Source organism: Eudoraea algarum, assembly GCF_050589645.1.
In the GTDB taxonomy this organism is placed as follows: Bacteria; Bacteroidota; Bacteroidia; order Flavobacteriales; family Flavobacteriaceae; genus JBNGOQ01.
Genome location: NZ_JBNGOQ010000001.1, coordinates 959,791 through 985,713 on the forward strand (window position 1 = coordinate 959,791; position 25,923 = coordinate 985,713).

28 protein-coding genes are annotated in these 25,923 nt (G+C 46.6%); 15 read left to right on the forward strand and 13 right to left on the reverse strand.

Annotation, left to right across the window (positions count from 1 at the left end):
* Positions 1-2 precede the first annotated feature (2 nt).
* On the forward strand, positions 3-1,910 hold the full coding sequence (gene acs / locus ACRD67_RS04405) for an acetate--CoA ligase (protein WP_430965824.1): 1,908 nt from the start codon (positions 3-5) through the stop codon (positions 1,908-1,910).
* Between the two features lie 9 nt (positions 1,911-1,919).
* On the opposite strand, the gene ACRD67_RS04410 is transcribed toward acs, so the two are convergent.
* The 3 genes from ACRD67_RS04410 to ACRD67_RS04420 form a co-directional block, all read right to left on the reverse strand.
* A complete protein-coding gene (locus ACRD67_RS04410; RefSeq protein ID WP_430965825.1) occupies positions 1,920-3,173 on the reverse strand; it encodes an NRAMP family divalent metal transporter in 1,254 nt (417 codons plus the stop codon).
* A gap of 94 nt (positions 3,174-3,267) precedes the next feature.
* Positions 3,268-3,903 (reverse strand): SanA/YdcF family protein, encoded by a 636-nt coding sequence (locus tag ACRD67_RS04415; protein WP_430965826.1) that lies wholly within the window; start codon positions 3,901-3,903, stop codon positions 3,268-3,270.
* Between the two features lie 223 nt (positions 3,904-4,126).
* On the reverse strand, positions 4,127-4,297 hold the full coding sequence (locus ACRD67_RS04420; RefSeq protein ID WP_430965827.1) for a DUF6747 family protein: 171 nt from the start codon (positions 4,295-4,297) through the stop codon (positions 4,127-4,129).
* 308 nt (positions 4,298-4,605) lie between these two features.
* Between ACRD67_RS04420 and ACRD67_RS04425 the strand changes: the two genes are divergently transcribed.
* Positions 4,606-5,616 carry an alpha/beta hydrolase gene (locus ACRD67_RS04425; RefSeq protein WP_430965828.1) on the forward strand — a complete coding sequence of 337 codons (1,011 nt, stop codon included), beginning with the start codon at positions 4,606-4,608 and terminating at the stop codon, positions 5,614-5,616.
* Positions 5,617-5,638: 22 nt separating this feature from the next.
* Here ACRD67_RS04425 and ACRD67_RS04430 read toward each other — a convergent pair whose 3' ends face one another.
* Complete coding sequence (locus ACRD67_RS04430; RefSeq protein ID WP_430965829.1) at positions 5,639-6,757, reverse strand: LytR/AlgR family response regulator transcription factor; 1,119 nt, start codon at positions 6,755-6,757, stop codon at positions 5,639-5,641.
* A 224-nt stretch (positions 6,758-6,981) separates the two neighbouring features.
* Here ACRD67_RS04430 and ACRD67_RS04435 point away from each other — a divergent pair, with 224 nt between their 5' ends.
* The 8 genes from ACRD67_RS04435 to ACRD67_RS04470 all read left to right on the forward strand — a co-directional run bounded on the left by ACRD67_RS04435 (position 6,982) and on the right by ACRD67_RS04470 (position 13,611).
* A complete protein-coding gene (locus ACRD67_RS04435) occupies positions 6,982-9,045 on the forward strand; it encodes a lamin tail domain-containing protein (protein WP_430965830.1) in 2,064 nt (687 codons plus the stop codon).
* Positions 9,046-9,331: 286 nt separating this feature from the next.
* Positions 9,332-9,772: an OB-fold protein gene (locus ACRD67_RS04440; RefSeq protein ID WP_430965831.1), complete on the forward strand. Its 441-nt coding sequence runs from the start codon at positions 9,332-9,334 to the stop codon at positions 9,770-9,772.
* Positions 9,769-10,317, forward strand: coding sequence for a YceI family protein (locus ACRD67_RS04445; RefSeq protein ID WP_430965832.1), 549 nt, complete (start codon positions 9,769-9,771; stop codon positions 10,315-10,317). The genes ACRD67_RS04440 and ACRD67_RS04445 overlap by 4 nt, the downstream gene beginning before the upstream one ends.
* Positions 10,307-11,194 (forward strand): DUF5777 family beta-barrel protein, encoded by an 888-nt coding sequence (locus ACRD67_RS04450; RefSeq protein WP_430965833.1) that lies wholly within the window; start codon positions 10,307-10,309, stop codon positions 11,192-11,194. The genes ACRD67_RS04445 and ACRD67_RS04450 overlap by 11 nt, the downstream gene beginning before the upstream one ends.
* A gap of 199 nt (positions 11,195-11,393) precedes the next feature.
* Positions 11,394-11,747, forward strand: a complete 354-nt coding sequence (locus tag ACRD67_RS04455) for a c-type cytochrome (protein ID WP_430965834.1) — start codon at positions 11,394-11,396, stop codon at positions 11,745-11,747.
* Between the two features lie 11 nt (positions 11,748-11,758).
* Positions 11,759-12,181 (forward strand): OB-fold protein, encoded by a 423-nt coding sequence (locus ACRD67_RS04460; protein WP_430965835.1) that lies wholly within the window; start codon positions 11,759-11,761, stop codon positions 12,179-12,181.
* Between the two features lie 4 nt (positions 12,182-12,185).
* Positions 12,186-12,728 carry a YceI family protein gene (locus ACRD67_RS04465; protein ID WP_430965836.1) on the forward strand — a complete coding sequence of 181 codons (543 nt, stop codon included), beginning with the start codon at positions 12,186-12,188 and terminating at the stop codon, positions 12,726-12,728.
* Between the two features lie 4 nt (positions 12,729-12,732).
* Positions 12,733-13,611, forward strand: a complete 879-nt coding sequence (locus ACRD67_RS04470) for a DUF5777 family beta-barrel protein (RefSeq protein WP_430965837.1) — start codon at positions 12,733-12,735, stop codon at positions 13,609-13,611.
* A gap of 1 nt (position 13,612) precedes the next feature.
* On the opposite strand, the gene ACRD67_RS04475 is transcribed toward ACRD67_RS04470, so the two are convergent.
* The 9 genes from ACRD67_RS04475 to ACRD67_RS04515 form a co-directional block, all read right to left on the reverse strand.
* The gene (locus ACRD67_RS04475) at positions 13,613-14,581 is read right to left on the reverse strand and encodes an NAD(P)-dependent alcohol dehydrogenase (RefSeq protein ID WP_430965838.1); all 969 of its coding nucleotides are present in this window, start codon (positions 14,579-14,581) and stop codon (positions 13,613-13,615) included.
* Between the two features lie 24 nt (positions 14,582-14,605).
* Complete coding sequence (locus ACRD67_RS04480; protein WP_430965839.1) at positions 14,606-15,430, reverse strand: cyclase family protein; 825 nt, start codon at positions 15,428-15,430, stop codon at positions 14,606-14,608.
* A gap of 99 nt (positions 15,431-15,529) precedes the next feature.
* Positions 15,530-15,955 carry a cupin domain-containing protein gene (locus ACRD67_RS04485; protein WP_430965840.1) on the reverse strand — a complete coding sequence of 142 codons (426 nt, stop codon included), beginning with the start codon at positions 15,953-15,955 and terminating at the stop codon, positions 15,530-15,532.
* Positions 15,956-15,965: 10 nt separating this feature from the next.
* Entirely contained in the window at positions 15,966-16,733 is a 768-nt protein-coding gene (locus ACRD67_RS04490; protein ID WP_430965841.1) for a GNAT family N-acetyltransferase, read from the reverse strand.
* Between the two features lies 1 nt (position 16,734).
* Positions 16,735-17,259: a peroxiredoxin family protein gene (locus ACRD67_RS04495; protein ID WP_430965842.1), complete on the reverse strand. Its 525-nt coding sequence runs from the start codon at positions 17,257-17,259 to the stop codon at positions 16,735-16,737.
* 143 nt (positions 17,260-17,402) lie between these two features.
* Positions 17,403-17,759: a YciI family protein gene (locus tag ACRD67_RS04500; RefSeq protein ID WP_430965843.1), complete on the reverse strand. Its 357-nt coding sequence runs from the start codon at positions 17,757-17,759 to the stop codon at positions 17,403-17,405.
* Between the two features lie 46 nt (positions 17,760-17,805).
* A complete protein-coding gene (locus ACRD67_RS04505) occupies positions 17,806-19,077 on the reverse strand; it encodes an RNA polymerase sigma factor (protein WP_430965844.1) in 1,272 nt (423 codons plus the stop codon).
* 78 nt (positions 19,078-19,155) lie between these two features.
* Positions 19,156-19,683, reverse strand: a complete 528-nt coding sequence (locus tag ACRD67_RS04510; protein ID WP_430965845.1) for a GNAT family N-acetyltransferase — start codon at positions 19,681-19,683, stop codon at positions 19,156-19,158.
* A gap of 55 nt (positions 19,684-19,738) precedes the next feature.
* A complete protein-coding gene (locus tag ACRD67_RS04515; RefSeq protein WP_430965846.1) occupies positions 19,739-20,110 on the reverse strand; it encodes a VOC family protein in 372 nt (123 codons plus the stop codon).
* A 246-nt stretch (positions 20,111-20,356) separates the two neighbouring features.
* Between ACRD67_RS04515 and ACRD67_RS04520 the strand changes: the two genes are divergently transcribed.
* The 5 genes from ACRD67_RS04520 (at position 20,357) to ACRD67_RS04540 (ending at position 25,886) form a co-directional block, all read left to right on the forward strand.
* Positions 20,357-22,735 (forward strand): TonB-dependent receptor, encoded by a 2,379-nt coding sequence (locus ACRD67_RS04520; RefSeq protein ID WP_430965847.1) that lies wholly within the window; start codon positions 20,357-20,359, stop codon positions 22,733-22,735.
* Between the two features lie 5 nt (positions 22,736-22,740).
* Complete coding sequence (locus ACRD67_RS04525; RefSeq protein ID WP_430965848.1) at positions 22,741-23,583, forward strand: DUF4249 family protein; 843 nt, start codon at positions 22,741-22,743, stop codon at positions 23,581-23,583.
* 80 nt (positions 23,584-23,663) lie between these two features.
* Positions 23,664-24,269, forward strand: a complete 606-nt coding sequence (locus tag ACRD67_RS04530; protein WP_430965849.1) for an RNA polymerase sigma factor — start codon at positions 23,664-23,666, stop codon at positions 24,267-24,269.
* A complete protein-coding gene (locus ACRD67_RS04535; RefSeq protein ID WP_430965850.1) occupies positions 24,266-24,814 on the forward strand; it encodes a hypothetical protein in 549 nt (182 codons plus the stop codon). Before ACRD67_RS04530 ends, ACRD67_RS04535 begins: the two co-directional genes overlap by 4 nt.
* Positions 24,798-25,886, forward strand: a complete 1,089-nt coding sequence (locus tag ACRD67_RS04540) for a DUF4097 family beta strand repeat-containing protein (RefSeq protein ID WP_430965851.1) — start codon at positions 24,798-24,800, stop codon at positions 25,884-25,886. Before ACRD67_RS04535 ends, ACRD67_RS04540 begins: the two co-directional genes overlap by 17 nt.
* The last annotated feature ends 37 nt before the right edge of the window (positions 25,887-25,923 follow it).

The following is a 25,923-nucleotide window of genomic DNA, read 5'->3' on the forward strand; positions in this document are numbered from 1 at the left end:
CAATGAGTAATTACCACATCAAACAATTGGAGGAGTACTTTCAGGTCTACAGGAAGTCGGTCAACAATCCCGAAAGCTTTTGGGAAGAAATCGCGGAGGAACATTTTGTGTGGCGCAAGAAATGGGATCAGGTATTGGAATGGGATTTTTCCAAACCGGAGGTAAAATGGTTCAAAAATGCGAAATTGAACATTACGGAGAACTGTTTGGACCGGCATCTCCCTACCCGGGGAGATAAGACTGCACTACTTTTTGAACCCAATAATCCGAAGGAGGAAGCCCAGCATATCAGCTATCGAAAATTGCACGAGAAGGTGTGCCAAATGGCCAATGTGCTCAAGGACCATGGCATCAAAAAAGGGGATAGGGTATGTATTTACCTGCCCATGATTCCCGAACTGGCCTTTGCCGTTTTGGCCTGTGCCAGAATAGGTGCGGTACATTCCGTGGTTTTTGCCGGTTTCTCCGCTACGGCCCTGTCCACCCGTATCAATGATTGCGACTGTAAAATGGTAATTACTGCCGATGGGTCTTACCGGGGCGCAAAGACCTTGAACCTAAAGAGCATTGTAGATGTGGCCCTAGAGGATTGTCCGGAGGTCAAAAGTGTATTGGTGGCCCAACGCACCGGCGAAAAAATTGATATGGTGGAAGGCAGGGACCACTGGTTGAAACCGCTTTTGGATAAGGCCTATTCGGACTGTACCGCTGAGGTTATGGATGCGGAAGACCCCTTGTTCATACTGTATACTTCGGGATCTACGGGAAAGCCCAAGGGTATGGTGCATACTTGCGCGGGCTATATGGTCTATACCGCCTATACCTTTAAGAATATTTTTCAGTACAGGGAGGAAGACGTCTACTGGTGCACGGCCGATATTGGCTGGATAACCGGGCACTCCTATATTGTCTACGGACCTTTGGCCAATGGTGCTACCACCGTTATGTTCGAAGGGGTACCCTCATATCCCGATTACGGACGATTCTGGGAGGTGGTCCAAAAACACAAGGTAAATCAGTTTTACACCGCCCCCACAGCGATCAGGGCTTTGGCCAAGGAACAGTTGGAACATGTTGAAAAATACGACCTGTCTTCCCTTAAGGTATTGGGCACGGTTGGGGAACCCATTAATGAGGAAGCCTGGCACTGGTACAACAACAATATTGGAAAAAAGAAGAGTCCCATTGTAGACACTTGGTGGCAAACCGAGACCGGGGGCATTATGATTTCGCCCATACCATATGTTACCCCTACCACGCCCACCTATGCCACCTTACCCTTTATTGGGATTCAACCTGCCCTAATGGACGAGAAAAGCAACGAAATCCAGGGAAACCAGGTAGAAGGACGTTTATGCATTAAATTTCCATGGCCGTCCATGGCGCGCACTATTTGGGGCAATCATGAGCGTTATAGGGACACCTATTTTGCGGCCTATGAGAATAAATATTTCACGGGCGATGGCGCCTTGCGCGATGCCGTGGGATATTACAGGATTACGGGGCGCGTGGACGATGTCATCATCGTATCGGGCCATAATCTGGGTACAGCACCCATAGAGGATTCCATCAATGAACATCCTGCAGTGGCAGAATCGGCCATAGTAGGTTTTCCGCATGATATCAAGGGTAACGCCCTCTATGGCTTTGTAATTTTAAAAGAGGTTGGACAGAGCCGGGACCGGGACAATTTGCGCAAGGAAATTAACCAACAGATTACGGAACAGATAGGGCCCATTGCCAAATTGGATAAAATTCAATTTGTTCCTGGATTGCCCAAGACCCGAAGTGGAAAGATCATGCGTCGTATCCTTCGTAAAATAGCGGGCAAAGACGCTAAAAACCTGGGCGATATCAGCACCTTGTTGAATCCCGAGGTGGTAAAGGAGATTAAGGATAACGCACTATAGTCCTTTTGCTCAAAAGAGAACGATCCAGCAGTAATAAACGGCGAACAAGGAGAGAAAAATAATCCCTGTATAGGTCAGAAACTGCAGCCTCCGTCGAGGACGTGCCGCCTCGGGAAGGTCCGAACTCATCACATTTTTGAGGTTCATATAGCCTACCACCGGTGCTAGGACAAAGGAAACAAAGGTGGCCAGGGCCACCAGTTGCCCCATATTGGCTCCAAAAGCGGAAATTACGATGAAATTGATGACAGCCAGGGCAATCACCCCTATGGTGAAGTATCTTTTTCTGGGAAAGGCCCTATCCTTTAAGAAGAGCAGTTCCACAATATCCACACTTACCCGGGCTACCGCATCATGGGCTGTCATGCATGTGCTGAACATGGTGGCAAAGGCTGATACGGCTATAAAAATATAGGCCCAGGACCCAATGTTCGAGGTGAACAGGTTCACTAACTGATCCGCAAAAATTATTGCATTTCCGCTAATTTCCGTGTTGGTACCATATAAAGTCATCCACCCGATAACCAGGAAGAAAACAGCGAACAAGGCGGTCATGATGTAACCGGAATTGAACTCTTGGAGCGCCTCTCCCAAGCTGAGTTTTTTTCCGGTAAGTTTAAATTTTTCCAAACTCCAAAGGCTCACCCAACTGGATGCCTCCACAGCGGTGGGCATCCATCCTACCAATCCGATAAGGAAAAGGATACCGACCTCGTTAAAAATTTCGGGCGGCCTAAAATCGGGTACCGATGCCACTTTACCATTGAACACGACCAGGGCAGTGGTAACGATAAGGGCTACAAATAGGATGGAAATGACAAATTTCAAGGAGGTCTCCAGGAATTTATAACGACCAATAATCAGGAGGGTACCGATGAAAACGAACAGTCCAAGCGCCACCATGCTCACGGGGACGTCGGGAATCTTAAAGAGGTTGATGAACAATCCCGAGGTTACCACGTATAAGGCCGCTAGAATGGTAAATGTGGTAATCAGTGTGATTAGGGCATATAGCCAGAGATAACCCCGACCTCGGTTGAGATAGCCTTCAATAAGGCTTTTTCCAGTAACATTGGTATATCGGATGCCAAATTCAAAAAATGGATATTTTAGGATATTGGCCAAGACGATGGGGATGACCATGAGCCAACCGTATTGGGCACCGGCCTTGGTGGACAATACCAAATGTGAAGTTCCAATGGCCATACTGGCAAACAGCAGACCCGGTCCAAGATTTTTGAGGAGGGTTTTAACTTTGGACATGCACGCTTGTGTTGCTCATGGGCTCTAAAATAGGTTTTTTTGGTCAAACAGGTTTGCATGGAACATCAATTTGTGGTGCACCAAGGCGTTCAACCTATTTTATTTCGATTTTTTCCCCGTAAAATTTCGGTTGGGTATTCATCAATAGATCAAGGAACACTTTTACCCGTGCAAAATACTCCCTAAAGCGTACTTTAAGACCTTGCTGTCCAGATATGTCCCGCGCATTGAAACCTATGGCTTTCAATCCTTTTTTTTCCGCTAGAAAGATGGCCCTTTCATTATGGAACTCCTGAGAAATGACCGTAACGCGCTCCAGGCCAAAAATCTCCTTGGCCCGCACCATGGAATCCAAGGTACGAAAACCTGCATAATCCAGAAAGATCCGCTCTGCCGGTATACCGCCGTCCACCAGGTCTTTCTTAAAGGTGGTGGGTTCATTGTAATAGACGCTCCCATTATCACCGCTAACCAGGACAAAATCAATTTTTCCAGCTTTGAAGAGTTGTATCGTTGCTTTAATGCGGAACGTATAATAGGGATTGGGGTTGCCATCGGTCAATCGCTTTGAAGTGCCCAGGACCAGGCCTACCCTATTTTTTTCTATCTCATTTACGTCGTGGAAGGTTTTGCCCTTGGCCGTCCTCTCAATGGCATAGTTGCTCAGAAAGAGGGCCATTAGGGGAATCAAAAGGAGCAATAATGCTATAAACAGGGACTTCTTCTTCATACCTGGTCAAAGGTAAGGAAATGAATCTTTTTGCCAGGACCCATGTCCGATCTATCTATCCCCTATAGGCCCTGCCAGCAATCAAAAGGGGTAGGTAAGTAAAATAACCATGGAAATGACAAAACAAAGCAAGCCCAGGGCGATGATATAGTGGGTAACTATAAACCTCCCAAAACCGCGCAGACCTGCAAGTAGGATTTCCTTCAAAATATGACGTTAATGATCAGTCAAAAATAAAACCAGTGGACACCCTAAAAATAAAGGCGTACAAGACCACCAGGAACATAATGAAACTGAACCACGCAAATAACTTGAAATATTCGCGCACAATGAAGTTTCCGAGATTGCGGAAGCCTTCCAAGTAGATTTCCTTGATAAGTAAAATTGTTTTCATAACCGTACTGTTTATTAATTCTTCAAATAAGATTGCAAAGTTCAGGCCTGGTTTACTCTTTTGGCCGGGTTTTGGTCCAACGAGGGAAAAAAACGGTTGTATGACAGGGTTTTTAACGTAGAACCGGATTTATGGTATTTCGTGGATTTTACTTGATTTGTAATTTTTTATCGAAAGTTTCCCGCCTAATGGAGGCAGCTTGTTTTGGTATTCCCGCAGTCTTTGGAATGCAGTGGAAAACCTTATATTTAGGCCAAGTTACCCGGGCGGCCAGCTTTAAGGGCGAAACAAAAAAATAGCGAAAAACAATGAAAATAGTGAGCAAGATCTTCAAAAGCCTTTTGGCAATAGTAGTAGTGGTGGTTTTGGTCTATTTTTTTGGCCCAAAAGTGGAAAAGCCAAATTTGGATACCGCATTACCCTCCGTAAATGCAAATTTGTCCCAGTTGGAAGTGGAGATTAGGGAGCGGGAAGCGGCAAACCCACTTATAAAACCGGAAAACGAAGGCAGAATTGTTTGGTTTGATAGTATTCCGGCCAAAACACCCTATAGCATTGTTTATTTACATGGATGGTCTGCAAGCTCCAAGGAAGGCGATCCCCTGCACCTGGAAATGGCCAAACGCTATGGATGCAACCTGTATTTGCCCCGATTGGCCGGCCATGGGCTCAATGAAAAGGAACCTATGCTGAATTTGACCGCTAACAGGCTTATCGATTCCGCTAAAGAAGCCATTGCCGTCGCAAAACAACTGGGCGAAAAGGTAATCGTCATGGCCACTTCCACCGGAGGGACCTTGGCACTCCATCTGGTAGGCGATGATCAGGACATTGCGGCGGTTCTCCTGTTTTCCCCTAATATTGAGATATATGACCCCAGCGCCAAATTACTTGCGGGGCCCTGGGGCCTACAACTGGCTCGGGCGGTAAAAAATAGCGATTACCACGAGTTTAAGGCCAGTGAGCTAAAAAAGCGCTTTTGGACCTCCAAATACAGGGTAGAGGCCCTGACCCACCTACAGGCGCTGGTAGATCATACGATGAGGAGGGAAACCTTTGAACGCATGACCCGTCCTTCCTTTGTAGGCTATTTTTACAAGAACAATTCGGTGCAGGATAGGGTAATATCCATTCCTGCGGTACTACAAATGTTTGAAGTATTGGGAACGGAAACTTCCCAAAAAAGGAAAGTGGCCTTTCCGGAGGTCGGCAATCATGTTATGACTTCCTCCATAACCTCCAAAGACTTGGAATCGGTTAGGTACGAGACTGAAAAATTTCTGGAAGAGGTCGTTAGGCTGCAGCCCTGGGGACAGTAGGTTTAGGCCACAATTGATTTCTTCATAAGTTAAGCCATTGCTTAAATTCTGCCGCCCTGTTCTTGCTGATAATGACATCGACCTCCGAATTGGGGTTGACCAATATCTTAAGTTGATTGTTGCCATAGCGGATAATCTTTTCGATGGCCGATATGGCTACTATAAATTGTCTATTGGCCCTATAAAAATCACTTCCGTCCAGACTGGAGAACAACTCGTCCAAACTGTTGTTGGTAGTGGTACGCTTGCCGTTGAAGTTGACCACATAGGTAATGGTATGTTCGGTAAAAATATAGGCGATTTCCTCCGTTGGGATGGGGAGTAGTTCGTTGCGGAGATAGGTAAGGATCCTTTTCTTTCCTTTTTCCACCTGGTTTGGGGCGATCCTCGCCTGGGGCTTTTCCTCGATCACCTTCTGTTGGTACTCGTCCAATGCACTGTTCAGTTTGGCGAGGTTAATGACCTCGTTCTCCAATTTTTGATTCTTCAGCTCAAGCCTTTTTTCATAAGCACTTCCTATAAGACGAACGGTGATTACCGATGACAGGATGATGAAAAAGCCCATTATAGTAAATATGATGTAAAACTTGTTCCGTAAACTATCGATCTGTGAAGATATTTTGGTGATGTTGGCATGGGCGGCAATGATCCAGTCCGAATTGTCCACAGGATAGAGATAAATGATTTCGGACTCCCGTTCCCCACTTCCAAAATCACGGATACCCCCAACTTGCCGCTTGCTCATTAAGAGGTCATAAAAATCATTTGAACTGATATCGTCCTTTACCCTGGATACAAAAGATTCATTGGGACTTACCTGTTGCCCCACTTTTTTTATATCCGGGTTGCATATTTCGGTACCGGACCAATCGAACATACTGATAGAACCCGTCTCCACATTGGTGTTCTCAATGGTTTGTTGAACACTGTTTATAATTGAGTCCTTAGGTAGACCACTGGCCAATTGGTAGGCGATCAGACTGGCCACCTCCTTGGCTTCCCTTTTGCTGGATTCCATCTGGGTCTCCAGCATTTGATTGGCACTTACCTGAATAAAATACCGTATAGCGATACCGGCGATAATGATGAAGATGGTCGATATCGCTAAAAAAGTGAAGAAATACAGTTTGTCTTTTCTCATAACAATCAAGCCCAATAGACCCAAAGGAGGTTTCCAGGCAACTGCTAAGATAAACTTTATGGCGGAATCACGGTATACCCTTATGCCTTTCCGGTTTGGTACATTCCGTAAACAGGATTATTCCCCTTTAAGGCCCATTTTTCCCTTTCGCGCTCTTTTTTTATGTATAGCGCGTGAGAATATGTTGTTTTGGGCATTAGTTAACCTTAAAAAAAATCGATGAAATGAAAAAGTACCTATTAGTATTGGCTATGATCTTTGCAGCCTGGAGCTGCTCCGATGACGATGTTGACCCAACAGATGATGGACCTCCACCCCCACCACCCGGAGAGGCTTCCGTTGTGCTGAATGAAGTGGTCTATTTGGATGGTGAAGTGGAACTGTTCAATAATGGCGACATTAACGTTGACCTGACCGACTATTTCCTTTGCCTCGGACCGGGGACCTACAGAAGAATAGGAGATCTTACCGTTACGGGAAACCTAGACTTGGCGCCCGGAGGGTATTTGGTTATTGATTATGACATGCCCATGGCAGAGGCCGGACTGGGACTTTATGTGGATAATAGTGATTTTGCAGACCCCGGAACGATTGCCGACTTTGTACAATGGGGTGCTGCTGGAAGCGTTCGTGAGGAAGTCGCCGTGGGCGCTGGTATTTGGACCGCCGGACAGTTCGTGGAAGTTTCCGGGAACGCAGATTATTCCCTGGCCTTTGATGGTGCGGGCGATGCCGCTACGGATTGGGCAGAAACCACTACCGTCACCTTAGGCGCGCAAAACACGATTACCCCTCCAGTACCCGATGTGGCTTCGGTGGTGCTGAATGAAGTTGGCTACCTCAATGATCAGGTGGAACTTTATAACAACGGTACGCTCGATGTGGATGTGAGCGATTACTTTTTGTGCCTGGGGCCAGGAACCTATAGACGAATAGGAGATCTCACCGTAAGTGGGGACCTGAACTTGTCACCGGGATCCTTTTTGACAATAACCTATGATCAAATCAATACGGCCGCAGGTCAAATAAGCGGGGTCAACGCCACTGGCGGCCTTGGATTGTACCTCAATAGTAGCGATTTCACAGACCCGGCTACCCTATCCGACTTTGTACAGTGGGGCGCGGGGGGCAGTGTCCGTGAACCGGTAGCCGTAGCGGCAGGAATTTGGACCGCGGGTGAATTTGTGACGGTAATCGGAAACAGCGAGACCAGTATTGCCTTTGACGGCGAAGGGGATGCCGCTTCCGACTGGGCCGAAACCGCAGATCCAACTTTTGGAAACGCAAATTCCATAGTGGCGCCGGAAGTCTCCGTAGTGCTCAATGAGGTTGCCTATTTGGGCGATCAGGTAGAACTGTACAACAATGGAAATCTCACCATAGATGTGAGCGATTATCAATTATGCCTAGGCCCTGGCACGTACAGAAGAATTGGAGATTTAACGGTAAGTGGGGACCTGGCACTTGCACCTGGAGCCTTTTTGGTGGCTACTTACGATCAGATTAATACGGCTGCAGGGCAAATAGGCGGCGCCAACGCCACAGGAGGTCTGGGCCTTTACATCAATAATTCAGATTTTACCGCCGAGTCTACTTTGGCCGATTTCGTACAATGGGGTGATGGAGGCAGCATCCGTGAAAGTGTTGCCGTAGCCGCAGGAATCTGGACGGCCGGTGATTTTGTCGAGGTTATTGCAGACGTGGACAACAGCATTGCATTTGATGGGGAAGGAAACGCATCTTCGGATTGGGCAGAGACCACCACAACAACCTTTGGCGATGCCAACACGGTAACCGCGCCAGTAAGATCTGTGGTAATCAATGAGGTGGAATATCTTGTTAATGATGAAATAGAAATCTATAACAATGGAGATGTTACCGTAGACCTAGCTAGCTATTGGCTGTGTTTTGGGCCCGGAGCCTATTTTAGGATCGGGGACCCTGCTATGACCGATGTAGTAAGTGGATCGGTGAACTTGGCTCCCGGGGAATTCCTTGTAGTTTCCGCTGTAAGCCTAAGCGCACCCGATGCTGCGGGAGCTGTAGGACTGTACATCAACAATACCAATTTTGCGGATGCCAACACCATACGTGACTTTGTACAATGGGGTGCTGCAGGCAATGCCCGTGAAATAGTGGCCGTAACCGCAGGAATCTGGAATGCTGGAGGCTTTGTGCCCAATGTGGCCAACGGGTCAAGTATTGCTTATGACGGTGAAGGAGAAGCATCAACAGACTGGGTAGAGGACGGTACACCCTCCCTTGGAAGTGGAAATCAAGTGCCTTAAAGGTAAAGGCCGTACATAACTATTGTTTTCGTTACAACGCTCGGGAATTAAGTTGCTATGAAGAAAAGTTTGAGTTCTTGTTAAGTTGTAATACAAGCCCATAAGGCAAAATTGCAGGACAATTTTAGCTTTGTGGGCTTCAATAGTTATAAGGATATGACCAAAAATATGCGGAATGAAAATGATTATCTTAGCAACGCCCTTTGTCGTATTTGCAAATTGATGTTCAGAATCCATTGCTTAAGGAGCGGAAGCGGATGTAGATACGGTAAAAAAGCATTACGGAATGAGTATTAAAAATAGGAACAAGGGCTTAGCCGCAATATTCCTTATGGGATGTATCTTACTGGGGGGCTATGTATTCATAACTTTTTTCCTTGAACCCAGCAAGGATACCAAAAGAGCCCGTACGGAAGTCCGGATAAGTTCCGAAAGTTTGGTGTCGTCCTTTCTCGTGGACGAGCGGTCTGCCAATACAAGCTACGTGGAAAAGACCATAGAGGTGCAAGGAATTGTTAGGGAAATCACCTTTTTAAATGATCGTTATACCGTATTTTTACATGGAGGTGATGAATTGGCCTGTTTGATGTGCGATATGCAGGCCGATCAATTGGAACAGGTAAAAGACCTCAAACCTGGTCAAAAGGTTTTGCTTAAAGGTGTTTGCAAAGGTTTTCTAATGGACGCCATATTATTAAATTGTGTGCTGATCAATACAAACCAATGAATAAACTAATTACGCCATTTGTTCTTTTGATAGGATTCCTGGGCCTTGCACAGGAGTCCGATCAATTTATCACACGCCAGGGCCAGGCATCTTTTTTTTCCTATACCTCGGTGGAGAACATCCAAGCGACCAACAACCAAATACTGAGCATTATCGATTTTTCAAAGAACGAAATTGCCATTAGTGTACTAATGCGGGCCTTTGTTTTTGAAAAATCCCTGATGGAAGAACATTTTAATGAAAGCTATATTGAGTCGGACATTTATCCTAAAGCGACCTTTGAGGGCCGTATTTTGGATTTTGATACCACCATAGCCGACGTGCAGACCAAAATTGTAGAGGGTTCGCTCACTATACACGGGGTGGCCAAGGAAATCGAAATAAAGACCCGGATTGAAAAAGTGGATGGGACCTATATCCTTTCAGGAGATTTTGAATTGGAGATCAAGGATTATGAGATCAAAGTACCGCCTATTTTAGCGCGCAATATTGCCAAGACCATTTCAATTACATTCAGATTTGAATATGTGCCGTATGAACAATAATAAACTGCTTCTTTTGTTTTTCTTGCTGCTCGGATGTTTTGGATCCCGAGGGCAAGATCTGTTGAAGACCTTGGAACAGGAGCAACCCGATACTCCTCTGTACACCCTAGCGACTTTTAAAGCGACCCGAATCGCTATAGGGCAATCTGTGGAAACCCGTAAAAAGGGAGTGCTCGAATGGCATCTGATGAACAGATTTTGGAATACCCCGGTGCCGAGCCAAAGCTTTCTGGCCGATCGCCTCAGTGTACGCTTCGCGCTGGCGTATGGAATTTCCGATAGACTCACCCTAGGAGGGGGCGGAACCACCTGGGACGGTATATTTGATGGGTTTTTGAAATATAGACTGGTCCGCCAACGAACAGACAAGGGTTCTCCCATTGGGATAACCGTTTTTCATAGTACCGCCTATCGCAGCGATGCCTACCCCGATATCATTGCAAGGGATAATTTTAAGAACAGACTTACCTTTACCAGCCAGTTGTTGATTGCCCGTAAATTCGGCCGCAATTTTTCGCTTCAGTTTACACCTACTTTTGTACACCGAGGGTCTTTATTGTTCCCGGACGATCCCAGGAACCATTTTGCCCTGGGCCTGGGAGGAAGATATAAGGTAGGGAACCATGTGGCCATCGTCTCCGAATTCCACTACGTGACCAATCCCATCGAATCGCGAACTACATATGACGCCTTTGCTATTGGGGTGAACTGGGAATTGAGCGATGTAATGCTACAGTTTCATTTGACCAATGCCAGAAATTTGGAAACAGGGACCTTTATTACCCAGACCTTCAACAATTTTAACTTCAACGACGGCAAACTGCATTTTGGGTTTAATTTCACCTATGTGCTACATTTGAACAAAAAGAGAAGGTAAGCATCCCTCTTACTTCCGGGATGTGCAGGGCAGATAGTATTGATTGCTGTTAACAACGTCCCATTTTCCACTATATGGGAAAAATTTCAAGCTGAAAAATTCCCTTTCAAGCCTCCTTTTTCCTGTTCGCATTGTTTTATTTGATACCCCGCTAAAGGGAGCTTTAATTAGCCCTGAAATCACCTATTAAACAAACACCATGGAAAAAAGGAAACCCCTCTACATCCTGTTGTTATTTGCCCTCTACCTAAGCTCGTGCGAAAACAACGTTGTAAACGAGGATGACGGACCCTTCGTCGGGGGATGTGAAACTGAAGTCTCCTACAGCGCTACCATAAGACCGCTGATCAACTCCCGTTGTATGCCCTGTCATAATGGGGACGGCTCAGAACCCTTTGCCCCGGACCTAACCACCTTTAGTGACGTTGAGCGCCTTGCCCAACGGGTAAAGAGTGAGACCGTATCACGGCGAATGCCGATAGGAAGCACCCTAAGCGCTGCTGAGATCAACGACATCGAATGTTGGGTAGACAATGGAGCACCCAACAATTAAAGAAACAGTGCATGAAAGGAAAACGTTTAAAATGGGGCCTGGCATTGGCAATAGCATCTATATCCCTCATAGTGGTAGGCCTCTCTTACTATAACAAGCCACATACCGATGTTGAAAAATCGGAGGTCGCTTATAAAGTGACCGCTCGCAACCTCATATGGGAATATCAGGAAGATGAGATGCAAACAGATCAAAAATATGCAGAGCAGGTTATCCAAGTACAAGGGCAGATAATCCATACAGAATGGGTAAAGGATCACTATGTGGTGACGCTCGATGGAGGTAACCTGGAAGCAGGGATCATTTGCCATATGCAACCGGACCAGGGTGCCTTGGTCACCGATATTGAAAAAGGCAGGGAAATCAGCGTAAAGGGTATTTGTACAGGATATTTATTGGATGTAATGCTGGTCAAATGTATTCTAATCAATTAAAGCTATGAGAACACTTTACGTATTCCTTTTTTTCTGTTTGGCACTTGGCGCGGTAAACGCTCAGGACAAGTATTTTACCAAAGATGGGCATATCTCCTTTTTTTCACATTCCATTGTGGAGGATATTACGGCCACCAATGACCAGGTCCTTAGTGTTCTGGACAGTAAAACAGGGAAAATCGCAATACAACTGCTCATGCGGTCCTTTATGTTCGAAAAAGCCCTGATGCGGGAACACTTCAATGAAAATTATGTGGAATCGGACGTTTATCCCAAGGCCAAATTCTCTGGGAGCATACTCCATTTCAAAACGATAAGCGAGTTGCCCACTGAGATCGAAATTGGAGGAAAACTTAGTATTCACGGAGTGGAACAGGAGGTGAGTACGCTGGCCACTATACAAACGGAGGCAGATGAGATTATCCTTCGCGGCAATTTTGAAGTTAAGGTGGCCGATTACAACATTAAGATTCCTGCCTTGGTAAGGAACAATATATCCAAAACCATAAGGATCAGTTTTGAACTGTACCACAAACCCTATAAATAACAACATGAAACAACTTCTCCTTTTCTTTATTATTGTCCTGTTAACGAACAATACCCATTCCCAGGACCTGGAGGCCATTTTGGAACAGGAATCCACGGATTCACTGCAGTTGGTCTTTGGCACCTTTAACGGTACCCGTCTGCTCAATGGCCATTCTGTGGAAACACGCAACAAGGGAATTCTGGAATTTCTGATTTCCCATCGCTTCGGGCGACTCAATTCTGGCTTTGATGAATTTTTTGGCCTGGACGATTCCAACATCCGTTTTGGCTTTGAATATGCCTTTACGGATCAACTTACCCTGGCCGTAGGTCGTAGTTCTTTTGAGAAAACCTATGACGGGTATATCAAATATCGGTTGTTGCGGCAAAAAACGGGCTCACGACCCTCGCCCCTGAGTCTTACCCTCTTTGGGAGCACCACCATTAGGACCATAGACGATTTTGAACCGGGCAACGAACCTACCTTTAGCGAACGATTGACCTATACGGGCCAGGCCCTGTTGGCACGAAAGTTTGGACCGCACCTATCGGTACAACTATCGCCCACCTTTGTGCATTTCAATACGGTGGAAACTCCACAGGATCCACATAATATGTTTATTATGGGCGTTGGTACACGGGTAAAGATAAGCAAGCGGGTATCACTCAATGGCGAGTACTTCTACAATGCCAATCCCTTGGAATCCTTGAACGTTAAAAATTCCGTGGCCTTCGGAGTGGACATAGAAACCGGAGGGCATATCTTTCAATTGATTGTCACCAATGCCGTTTCCATGGTTGAAAAGGGTTTTCTAGCGGAAAGTACCGGTGATTTTTTTAGTGGGGATATCCATTTTGGGTTTAATATCTCGCGGGCCTTTCAAATTAAAAAGACCCCATAACTTATGGCACAATGATGAGTTTCCCCTTTACATGACCTTCACCAAGATGATTCAGTGCCCGGCCTACCTCGTTCAAGGGATATCGGCGCTCTATGATCGGGGTCAGCTCACCGCTTTTAACCAAATTTAGGAGTAGTTCCATATTCTTGTTGGGTTCATGAGCGAGGATGCCCAAGGTCTTTTTCCCTACCATGGAAATAAAGGGCCCCAACAACATGGATTGAAAAATAAGGCCGGTAGGCCCACCTACCATGCGGTAACAGCCCCTTGGGCTTAGGATCCGTCTATAATCAAAAAGGGAATGGTGCCCTACTACGTCTAAAATAAAATCGTATCGTTCATCCGTTTTGGTAAAATCTTCCTGGGTATAGTCTACCACATGGTCCGCTCCGAGCGATTGCATAAAAGATAGTTTGGCAGCGCTGTCCACAGCGGTTACTTCGGCCCCTTGTAATTTGGCAAGCTGGATCGCAAAGGTACCAACACCGCCCCCAGCTCCATTGATGACCACTTTCTGACCTGCCTTTACCTTGCCATAGTCACCGATACCCTGCAATGCCATGACGGCTGCTTGCGGTAGGGCGGCGGCCAACTCAAAGCTTACGCCTTTCGGTTTGGGGGTGAGGACACTTTCACGCACACATACGTATTCGGCAAAAGCACCCCAGCCGCTTTGGGAAATGTCACCAAGAACGGCATCACCGGGACGGAATCGGTTTGCTTTATCGCCCACGGCCTCCACCTCCCCGGCCACATCACAGCCCAAAATCGGCTTAAGGGGCTTAAAAAGACCCCCTCCGGCCAAACGCGCAATAAAGGGTTTCCCGCGAAGGAGGTCCCAATCCCATGAATTTACAGAAGCCGCCCTGACCTTGATCAGCACTTCATTTTCCTTGGGAACTGGTTTGGGCACATCTTTTAGGGATAACACCCCTGAAGGGCCATAATGGGTATAGACAACGGCTTTCATCCTATTTGCTTTATGGTCGGTATTTTAGGGTCCCAAAAGGGCTATGATACGTAGTGGAGCACCACTACCACCCTTAATTTTCATGGGCAGGGCAACCACCTCAAATCCCGTAGCCGGAAGCTGGTCCAGATGGGTAAGGTTTTCAAAGGCGGGGATGTTCTCGGAAAGCAATACCACATGCGTCTTAAAATATTCCGATTGTCCATAGTCTATGCTGGGGGTATCTATGCCAATGGCATGGATGTTACGGTTTTTTACCAACCATTCGGCCGCTTCCGGGGCAAGTCCGGGAAAGTGCAGGAGTTTTACCGCTTCTTCCCCACGTTGGTCCGTACCCAAGTATTTTTGTCGATCGGGGTAGTAGGCAGAATATCCGGTCTGCAACAACACGATGCTCCCATCGGGAATTTGTTGTCCTTCCCTTTTTTCCCATTCCTGAAGATCAGCGATACGTATCAGATAATCGGGATGGTCAAGGGCCTTCGCCGACACATCAATTTTGATGGCGGGCCCAACCAATTTTTCCAGCGGTATTTCATCAACCGTTTGTCCGCCCTTGGCAAAATGGATGGGCGCATCAATGTGGGTGCCCCCATGTTCCGCGGTGCTGAAATTAAAGGCGGAGTAATAGTACCCCTTATCCGTTTCGCCTTGGTAGACCGTATCCAGTTCAAATTCCTTTGCCGTGACCCAATACACCGTTTCCCGGGAATAGGTGTGCGATAGATCCACAATTTTTGGACTTTGAATGGACTTGGGTGCCGTATTCTCTTCAGGTGCCGGTTTTTTTTCTACACATCCAAGGTGTAAAAGCAGACTGCAGGTGAGCGCTGTGATCAGTGTTCTCATAAGAAATGTTTGTATGGTGGGAGGCCTGTCTTGTGCCCATCGTTATGGACAATGTTCCCATGCCTTAAAGATAGGAATTTTAAGGGTAGGCCATGGTAATCATTCCTTATCAAGGATGGCCGTAGGGGTGCCCTCGGTACCTGCGTAAAAGACGATGATTTCTGCGGGGACGGACCCTTCATTTTTTCCATAGTGTACGGTATGCACCAACTCTACCAGGGCATCGCCCGCTTTCAAGGATACGGTTTTGCCCTGTTCGGAGGTTACGGTCAGTTCGCCCTTGAGCAGCACACCTGAATTAATTACCGGATGTATATGCGGGGCCAGCTCGGTACCCGGTGGGATGGTGATTTTCAGAATCGTAATTTTTGGATCGCCCTCCGGATATGGGGGCAACGCTGCACCATCCCAACTTGTTGTAGCCTCCATTAAGGTGACGATTTCGGTGGTTTCGGCGACAGGTTCTTCCTTGCAGGACCATAAGGTGGCCAACATCAGAAAAAATGGGATAACCGTTGTTTTCATGCGTTGCGTTTTAGGCATATTCAAAATAGGCCGTTTGTTCCTCAAAACCATATCGTTTATAAATTTCAATGCCCGCTTCCGATGCTTGCAATACCACCTGACTATACCCAAGGACTTTGGCCTTGTTAAGCGCAAAGCGCATCAGTGCCGATCCTATCCCTTTTCCCCGATAGGCCTCCAATGTGGCCAGGCCGTACAATCCCATAACCTCGTCATTGGTCGGGAAGAGTTCCACGGTGGCTACCATTCGGTCATTCTTTTCATAGGTGCACAGCACAATACCGTTGGAGGGCTCTAAATAGTGGGAAGCGGTCATTTCATAGTACTTCAGCACGTTTTGATCCAGGGGGGTCCAATTTTCCGCAATGACCTGTGCGTAGGCAGAAAGCTGATCCCTATTGCATACCAAGTGGATATGTTTATCCGCTTCTTTGGAGACCGGTCGGTAGGCCTCTAGGTCCAATACCATACCCTTTTCCTCATTTTGTCTATGTAATGAAAGCGCAGTCAGGTAGCGATCCACGTTCCGGTTCAGGTTTTCAGCGTTGATCCAGATACAAAAGTCCCGTTCTCGCTTCTTAAAATGATTTACGGCCTGGGACAGCTCCTCGGAACAAAGGGCACTTCCCCTGTAAATATGGATGATATTGAACGTATCGCAAGACAGGCCACTGTCCACGAAGGAGAGATTGGTCAAATGGAAGACCTTCATCCCCTTGGTCCGATCGGCGATCGTGCAGGCATGTTGGTGAAAGTTGGTGTCGATCAGTTGGATCATCTTAAGGTAGTATTTCTGCTATGGATAGGTGGTCGCCAAAATCTTTGCCGTAGTATACCTTTTGCAGGACTTGGTTCTCGTCAATTAGAAAATCGGCAGGGATGATGGGTTGCTCCCGAATCGATTTCATATTAAAAAAACCACTGGTCATTACCTTCCACATTTTTCCAGGTTGTAACATGGCCCTGATCATGCCCCGGGAAGATTGTTCAATACCGTATTTTTTATAGATTTCCAGGGCTGGATCCGGAATAATGGGGAAGGGAGCGTCTTGTTTGCCCGCATAGGACATAATTTCCTCCTTGGAGGCGGCAAAAAAGATAATGATGGCTATACCCGCCGCTTCAAATTCCGCGTACCGGCCTATAAGTTGATGGACCCTCAGATTACAAAAGGGGCAGGGCGCGCCCCTAAAAAAACTTAACAGGACTTTTTTTCCTCGATAGTCCGACAGATTAATGGGATTACCGTGCAGATCGGGGCAACTAAAAGGAACCGCCTGGTCCCCGTTTTTTAAATTTTCCATGTACCATTGTATTGTTCCCGGTCCAAAGAAAGTCGAGGCCGGGGGTTCTTAGCAACTTTTCCCGGTAATTTACTAAAATAAACGCAATAGCGGCCTAGGTTTTCACCTAAATCACTATTGCGTTTGCCCTTAGCTGATGTTTTTTAGTTGATACCTTCCACTTTTTTGATCGGGCGCACCTCTACGCGCCAAATGCCTTCCTGGAACCTCGGGTCTTTTTTGGTAATTGCTATGGCCTCATCCAGGTCTTTGGCCAAAAGATGGTAGTAGCCCGAAATGATCTCCTTGGTCTCGTTGTACGGACCATCGACGATTTTCCCGTCTTTGTAGGACAGCATTCTTCCTTCCATTTCCAGGGGCTGGGCCGATTTCATACGCCCTTCTTCCGTGAGGCGTTTGATAAAACTACCTACTTTTTCAATGTGCTGCTGCAACTGTTCCGGGGAAAGATGGGCTTTGGGCGCTTCTTCACTTCTGATCAACAATAGGAATTCTTTCATTTTTGTCTTTTTAAATTAATGGATTATACCCCTAATACAATTGCGTTTAACGAATAGGGACAAACTGCATTAATTTTTTTTTCAATAGGGCGATATCCCTTTGGTTTCCGGCAAGGGCTATAGCCTTCTCGAAACACCCAATCGCCTTTTCCCGTTCATTTTCGTCGCCGTAGAGCTCCCCTAAGGTGGCATGGAACAGGTAGTGCTTGCCAATATCGGTCCGCGATTCCAGTTGTAGCAGTTCGGCTATGGCTTTTTGGTTGCCTTCGGCCTTGGAAAGGGCCACACTTCGGTTTAGGTGGACCAGTGGAGAGTTTTCCAATACGATAAGCTGGTCGTACAAGGCCAAGATTGCGGGCCAATCGGTAGCTTCAAAATTGGGGGCGATGCAATGATGGGCAGAAATGGTGGCCAAAATAAGAAAGTTGGAGCTTTTTCCCGCCCGCATGGCCCATTGAAGTTGCCGAATGCCGCTTTGTATTAGGTCTTGGTCCCACTTTTTCCGGTCCTGTTTTTCCATATCCATTCCCAGTCCCCCTTCTTCCATGCGGGCCTCAAAGCGGGATGCATTGAGGTACATCAAGGCCAGAAGGGCGTGGCAGTCGGCCTTGTTTTCGGTAGTCGGGCCCGCTAACAAGAGCTGTACCAAGCGTATGGCCTCCAGACATAGATCGTAGCGGATAAGACTGTTCTTTTGGGAGGGAAAATAACCCTCGTTAAAGAGGAGGTAGATCGTTTTTAGTACAATGGTAATACGTTGGTCGAGGTCCGGTGGAATCTCAAAGGCCACTTTGTTTTCCCTTAATTGTCTTCGCCCTCGTACCAAACGTTTGTTAATGGTCTCATGGCTCGAAAAGAAAGCGTGGGCAATTTCTGCAATGCTAAAGCCACAGAGTATTTTTAGGATAAGCGCAATTTGGGAATTTTCGGAAAGGGCCGGATGACAGCAGACGAACATCATTTTGAGCTGATTGTCCGAAAGGGTCGCCGAAGTAGGTTCAAAATCTTCCCATTCAGCACTTTTATCGGTCAAGGTCCTGGACGAAGCCTCAAAGTTGCGGTGCACGCTTTTACGCTTTAGGATGTTGAGGGTGTGGTTTTTTGCCGTGGTGTACAGCCAGGCCTGCGGATTTGGTGGAATGCCGTGCTGCTGCCAATGGTCAACGGCCTTGGATAGCGTCTCCTGCACAATATCCTCTGCCGTTTGCACATTTGCAGTGCCCAAATAACGGGTAATCACGGAGACGAGTCGGCCGTATTCCGTCCGAAAAAAATGCTCGGCGAGTTGGTGGGACTGTTTTTCTTCGGGTTTGTTCATCCTACTTGGCATGATACCACAATACTACACTTTTATTTCATACAACAAGCTACGGGCTTTTTGTGTTTTCAGCACGGCTTAGGAAGGGTTGCGCTCCTTTTTGTAAAGAAATACCAAATCCTTAAAGTTTTGGTTGGTCACCAATCCGTAGTTGGAAAACCCATTTTTTTCGGCGACCCGCATCGAAGCCTTGTTGTTTTGTGTTATGAAGGCCAAGACCACTTGGTATGTACCATCATTCAGGATAAATTCCGTCAGACCATCCATCACTTCTGTGGCCAGTCCCTTGTTCCAATTTTCGGGCAAAAGGGCATAGAAGATTTCTATTTCCTTGTTTTTCATGGGGTTAAGCCCTGTTACCCCCAAAAACCTGCTGTTGTTCTTATCCTGTATTGCATAGGCCAGCAAAGGGCTTTCCGTACCGTAGGAGGCTATGGTTATCTTCAATAGATTGGCTGCTCCCTCGGCAGTCTTCATTTCATCGGGGAAGGCCATGTTTGCGGTAATGTTTGTGTTGCCCAATAGGGCGATGAGTTTCTCCTTGTCCGTTACCATCAGTCTTCTAATGACCGTCCTGGACGTCTCAATGGATTCGAAGGCCTTCATTTTTTAATTTCATTTAGGGTGAAAGGTTACAGTTACGCTTTCCTATATGGAAATGTCAAAGATGTTGATCGATCAGGATAGGATTTCCGTCGGGGTCGGTCAGCATAAAACTGGCAGGTCCGGTGCCGCTTTCATCGGCTTCGCTTATCAGGCCGATGCCCTTACTTTTTAAGTGACGTTGTATGGCCCTAACATCATCAAATTCGTCCAATCCATGGGCATTTTCGTCCCAGCCCGGATTAAAGGTGAGCACATTTTTGTCGAACATGCCCTGAAATAGCCCGATCAGGGCGTTTCCATTTTTCATGATGAGATAATTCTTTTCCAGCTGGCCGGCAAAGACGGTAAAACCCAGATTTTCGTAGAACTGCTTGGAAGCGTGGATGTCCTTGACATTCAAGCTTACGGAGAAGGCACCTAATTTCATGTGTTGCGATTGTATACTGTTTAAAAGTACTAAAAGTTTCCTGTCCCTACGAATTGCAATTGCACCCTGTTTATACATTTTTTAACGCCTTGCCTGGAATGCCTAAGGTTTTGGATATCAGGACACAGGAGGGTTTGACGGAAGTCAAGCCAAAACTTCCTTGGTTCTTGCATGCAACCCTTGCCGCTTTTGACTGTCAGTAGTACTTGAATCTTTAAAAGCAGTCATAAATCAAGAAAATTTAGAATGAACGATCAAAAAACGAAAAATTCAGTGTTCCTTATGCTTCTGTTGACCCTGACCTCCTTCGCTCAGGATTACACCCTTAGCGGCACAGTAAAAGAGGCCAGTACAGGGGAAACGCTCTTCGGTGCCACGGTGCTGTTCAAAGGAACAAACATAGGTGTGGTGACCAATGAATACGGCTTCTATTCCCTTACCGCTCCAAAAGGGAACTATACCCTGGTCATTTCCTATGTGGGCTATGGGGAAATCAGCCGTGAAATTGTATTGGAAGCCAATCAGAAAATAAATGTTGAAATCGAGGAATTTGCCACCCGCTTGGATGAAATTACGGTTACCGCTGAGGAACCCGAACGCATCAGCCTTAAAAAACCCGAGATGAGCGTTTCCAAGTTGAACATCAAAACGGTAAAACAAATGCCCGTGGTACTGGGGGAAGTAGATATCATTAAATCCATCCAATTGCTGCCGGGAGTGACCAACAACGGGGAAGGATCTAGCGGATTCAATATCAGGGGAGGGGCGGCCGATCAAAATCTGGTGCTGCTGGATGAGGCCATTATCTATAACACCTCCCATTTACTTGGCTTTTTTTCCATTTTCAATGCCGATGCCATTAAGGACATTAAATTGTACAAGGGGGGCATCCCCGCCCGTTTTGGTGGGAGGGCTTCCTCCGTGTTGGACATCCGCCAAAAGGACGGGAACAGTAAAAACTTTGCCCTTACGGGCGGTGTTGGGATCATTTCGAGCAGATTGGCCGCGGAAGGCCCGATGTTCAATGATAAAGGCTCCTTTTTGGTTGCGGGCCGGGGTTCTTATGCGCACCTCTTGCTAAAGGCTGCAGGGGAGAAGAACAGTGCTAATTTTTATGACCTTAACCTGAAGACCAACTACGAGCTCGACAAGAAAAACAGGCTGTTCCTTTCAGCCTATTTTGGACGGGACGCCTTTAATTTTGGGGATAGTTTTGACAGTAGCTATGGCAACTTGTCCGGAAATTTCCGGTGGAACCATATTTTTAACGATCGCCTGTTCTCCAACCTGTCCCTGATCTACAGCAAATACGACTATGACCTGGGCATCACCATTGAACAGTTCGACTGGATCTCATCCATCAGTAATTACAACCTTAAGTACGACCTTAAATATTATGTCAGCGATAAGTTTAAGCTCGATTTCGGATTGAGCGGCATCTATTACGATTTTGACCCCGGCCAAATACGGCCTACTTCGGAAACCTCGGCCATCAATCCCCTGTCGCTGGACAGAAAAAGGGCTTTTGAAAGCGGTCTGTACCTGAACGCGGAACACAAGCTCACGGATAAACTAACGCTTCAGTACGGGCTTCGCTACAGCGCATTTCACCGCTTTGGGGAACAACCCATTACCAACTATGCCAATAACCAGCCCGTGGTATACAACAGCACTTTGGGCATCTATGAGCGTGGTACGGCCGTAGGGGAGACCAATTTTGGAAAGAGGGAGACCATTAGCAGTTTTGGGAATTTGGAACCCAGGGCCTCCCTGGCCTACCAATTGAACGAATCGGCCTCCATAAAGGCCGGGTATTCCAGGGTGGCACAGTACATTCACCTCTTGTCCAACACCACCTCCATCACTCCTTTGGATGTATGGACGCCCAGTGGACCCTTTATAGAACCACAGTTGGCAGATCAATACGCGCTTGGGTATTTCAGGGATTTCATGAACAAAAGCTATTCCCTGGAAGTTGAGGCCTATTACAAAACGGTAGACAATAGAATCGATTATATTGATGGCTCTGACCTTATCGGGAACAATACCATTGAGACCGAAATCCTAAAAGGCGAGTCCCGGGCTTACGGGCTGGAGTTTTTGTTGCGGAAGAACGAAGGCAAATTTACCGGATGGCTTGCTTACACCCTGTCCAAATCCGAACAGCGAACCCCAGGCGGTAGCGCGGGCGGCCCTGGGATCAGCAATGGGGACTGGTACAATACGCCCTTTGACCGGACGCACGATTTTTCCCTTACGGGGGCCTATCAACTCAACGACAAATGGACCCTTGGGACCAATTTGGTCTTCCAGACCGGTAGACCGGTGACCTACCCCAATGGGCAATACCAATACGAAGGCCTCTCCATAGCCAGCTTTTCGGATAGGAATTCCGATCGATTGCCAGCCTACCACAGACTTGATCTTTCGGCCACCTACAGGCCCAATAGAAGACCCGATAAACGTTGGAAGGGAGAATGGGTCTTTGGCCTCTATAATGTTTACAATCAAAAAAATGCGGCTTCCATTTCCTTTGGTCAAAATGTGGAAACCGGCGCCAATGAGGCCACAAGGACCGCCATCTTCGGTATTGTGCCCTCTATCACCTATAACTTTAAATTTTAATTGCAATGAAGACATATTTTAGAATCGCCATACCTCTTTTTATACTGTTCCTTTCCTCTTGTGAGGATGTAATCGACGTGGATGTACAGACGGCACCGGCCCGTTTGACCATTGAAGCCTCCCTGGATTGGGAAAAAGGCACTCAAGGCAACGCACAGACCATAAAATTGAGCACTTCCACCCCTTTCTTCGATACCACGACCAATACGGCGGTAACGGGGGCCTCGGTAGTGGTGACCAACAACACCTCTGCCGCACAATTTGTTTTTTCGGACCAAAATAACGGGGAATACACCACTCAGGATTTTATTCCCGTGCTCAACCAGGCCTATACTTTGGAGGTACTTTACAATGGGGAAACGTACAGGGCAACGGAAACCCTAATGCCCGTAACGGACATTACGGAGCTTATCCAGTCTACCGAAGATGGTTTTGATGATGAGGTTCTGGAGGTGAACGTCATTTTCACCGACCCGGCAGATGAAAAGAACTTTTATCTCTTCAAATTTCAGGAAAGGGGAGATCTGCTCCCTGAACTGGAAGAACTGGACGACGAGTTCGTAAATGGCAATGAAATCAGTTGGTACTATGAAAAAGAGGAAGATGAGGACACCAATACGGAGGAATTTGCCCGGGGCGATATCGTGGACGTAGAACTCCTGGGAATCTCGGAAGCCTATCACAACTATGTACGCATACTAATAGAACAGTCCGAGGGAGCGGGACTCTTTAGCACCACGCCTGTTGCCCTTAGGGGTAATTGCATTAATGTGGACAATGAGGAGAACTATGCCAACGGCTATTTTAGGGTATCACAGGTGGTACGGGAATCCTACACCTTTCAGTAACCCACTGGAGATGCATAGGATGTAGGGAAGGCTGAATAATCCCGTTTATTTTCCCTTGCTGCAACCTTTGCAATTCCGAATTGTCTCTTATAGTAAATGAATTTAGAAGTACTTTTAGGCCCATAACAAATACGTTTAAAAAGGAATTGGAGTCCAACATCGTATACACTCACAGCGACCTTGTGGAAAAAAGCAAGGCTGGTGATCGAAATTCGCAGTACCAACTGTACGAGCTCTACATAGATGCTATGTACAACATCAGTATGCGTATGCTGGGAATTAAGGAAGATGCGGAAGATGTGGTGCAGGACAGTTTTGTGGAAGCCTTTAAAAAGCTCGATTCCTTTAGGTACGAAAGCACTTTTGGTTCTTGGTTAAAAAGGATCGTAATCAACAAGAGCATCAATTATTCCAAACTGAAAAGGGTGCCGGCTACCTCCTTGGAAAAGCACGTATACCATATTAAGGACGAGCCCGAAGAGAAACCGAAAACTATGGATATTCAGAAGATAAATAAAGGAATCTCCCTATTGCCCTCGGGATATAGACAGATTATAAGCCTGTACCTGCTAGAAGGATACGATCATGTGGAAATAGCCGAAGTACTGGATATTTCAACGTCCACTTCAAAATCGCAGTACCACAGGGCCAAAAAGAAACTCATCGAAATTGTAAATACGTTATGATGGACGAATTTGAAAAACACATACGGGATAACCAATCGGCATTTGATCAGCACAGGCCCGATAGGACAAAAATTTGGGCCGATATCGCCTCCCGCTTAGACGCGCCAAAACCCAAAACGATACCACTTTGGAGGTCCGCCAAATGGCGGGTAGCCGCTGGGATCTTTATCGTGCTCGGACTTTTTACGGTCATTGGCCTGGCCATGGGTTCTTGGGGGAACTTTGAGGGCACAACCACGGTGGTGAACAAGGAATTGCAGGATATAGATAGTTACTACCGGAACTTGGTCTCGTATCAGGTAAAATTGGTACAGGACCATCCAAAATTGTCCCAGGAGGAGAAAGCGGAATTTCTAGAGTTTATGGACGAGCTAGACGCTGAGTACGAGACCTTGAGGATAGAAATGCAAAAAAACCTGGATAATGAACGGATTCTGGAGGCCATTGTAAGCAATTACAAGAAGCGCATAGAATTGATAGAAAATCTGTTGAGGCAAATTAACGAGTCAAAAAAACCGAATGATGAGAATGTATACATTTTATAGCAAGTCGCTGCTGCTGGCGATTGCGCTGGCATGTTGCCATACACTTTTTGCTCAGGAAAAAGTGTCCAAAAAAATTGAGCGCACCTACACGCTTACCAACAGTGGGGAGTTACAACTGGACAACAGCTACGGCGATATCACGGTAACGGGCTGGGAGAAAAATTCGGTGGCGGTCACCGTTAATATTTCTGCCAATCACAGGAAATTGGAAAATGCCCAAAAATTATTGGATCGCATCAATCCCATTTTTGAGAAGTCAGAGGATTTTGTAGGCATCGGCCTGGAAATCGCGGAGCGCAGCAGCAGTATCTTTTCGCGCTATTTTAATAAGGCCAATCCCTTTGATTTTGATAAAAGCAACATACAGATAGACTATACCGTGTACCTACCGATACATGCCGAGATGGACATTACCAACAAATTTGGCGATGTGGTCATAGAGGATTGGAAGGGAAAATTAAATGTTGATCTGCAGCATGGGGATATTTGGATCAATGAAGACCTGAACAATGCAGATGTCGCATTGAAGTATGGAAAACTTCGGGCAAGGGCTATCAACTATGGGAATATCCGCGTAAAAAATGGCGGTGTACATATGGATGCCTCCAAAGATTTACGACTCAATAGCAGTGGTAGCAATGTGGTTATGGGGAAGGCTGCGCTCTTGGAAGTGTATTCCAGTAAGGACGATATCCGCATAGAGGAAGTAGAAAGGATCAGGGGCGATATTCGCTTCAGCACCATAGACCTGGAGGCCATTGATGCCTACGCCAGGTTAACATTGAAGGTGACCGATTTTAAAGTAGCCCATATCCACGGCCCAGAGACAATTATAGATTTGAAACAGGAATCGTCCGAAATAAATCTCTTTATCTCCGATTTTGCTTTTCGGTTCGATGCCACCTTGGAGCAAGGACTGGTGCGGATTCCAAAATCTTTTGAAAATGTGGACAGCAAGGTATTGGATAAGGGCAAAAGGATACGGAAGATCCAGGCCACCTATGGGAGTAATCCAACAGGGCAGATTTCCATAAACGGGAAAAAGGGCGTGGTACTGCTCAATGAGAACTGACCCCGCTGATTTTTAATGTACATAAACTGGGATAATC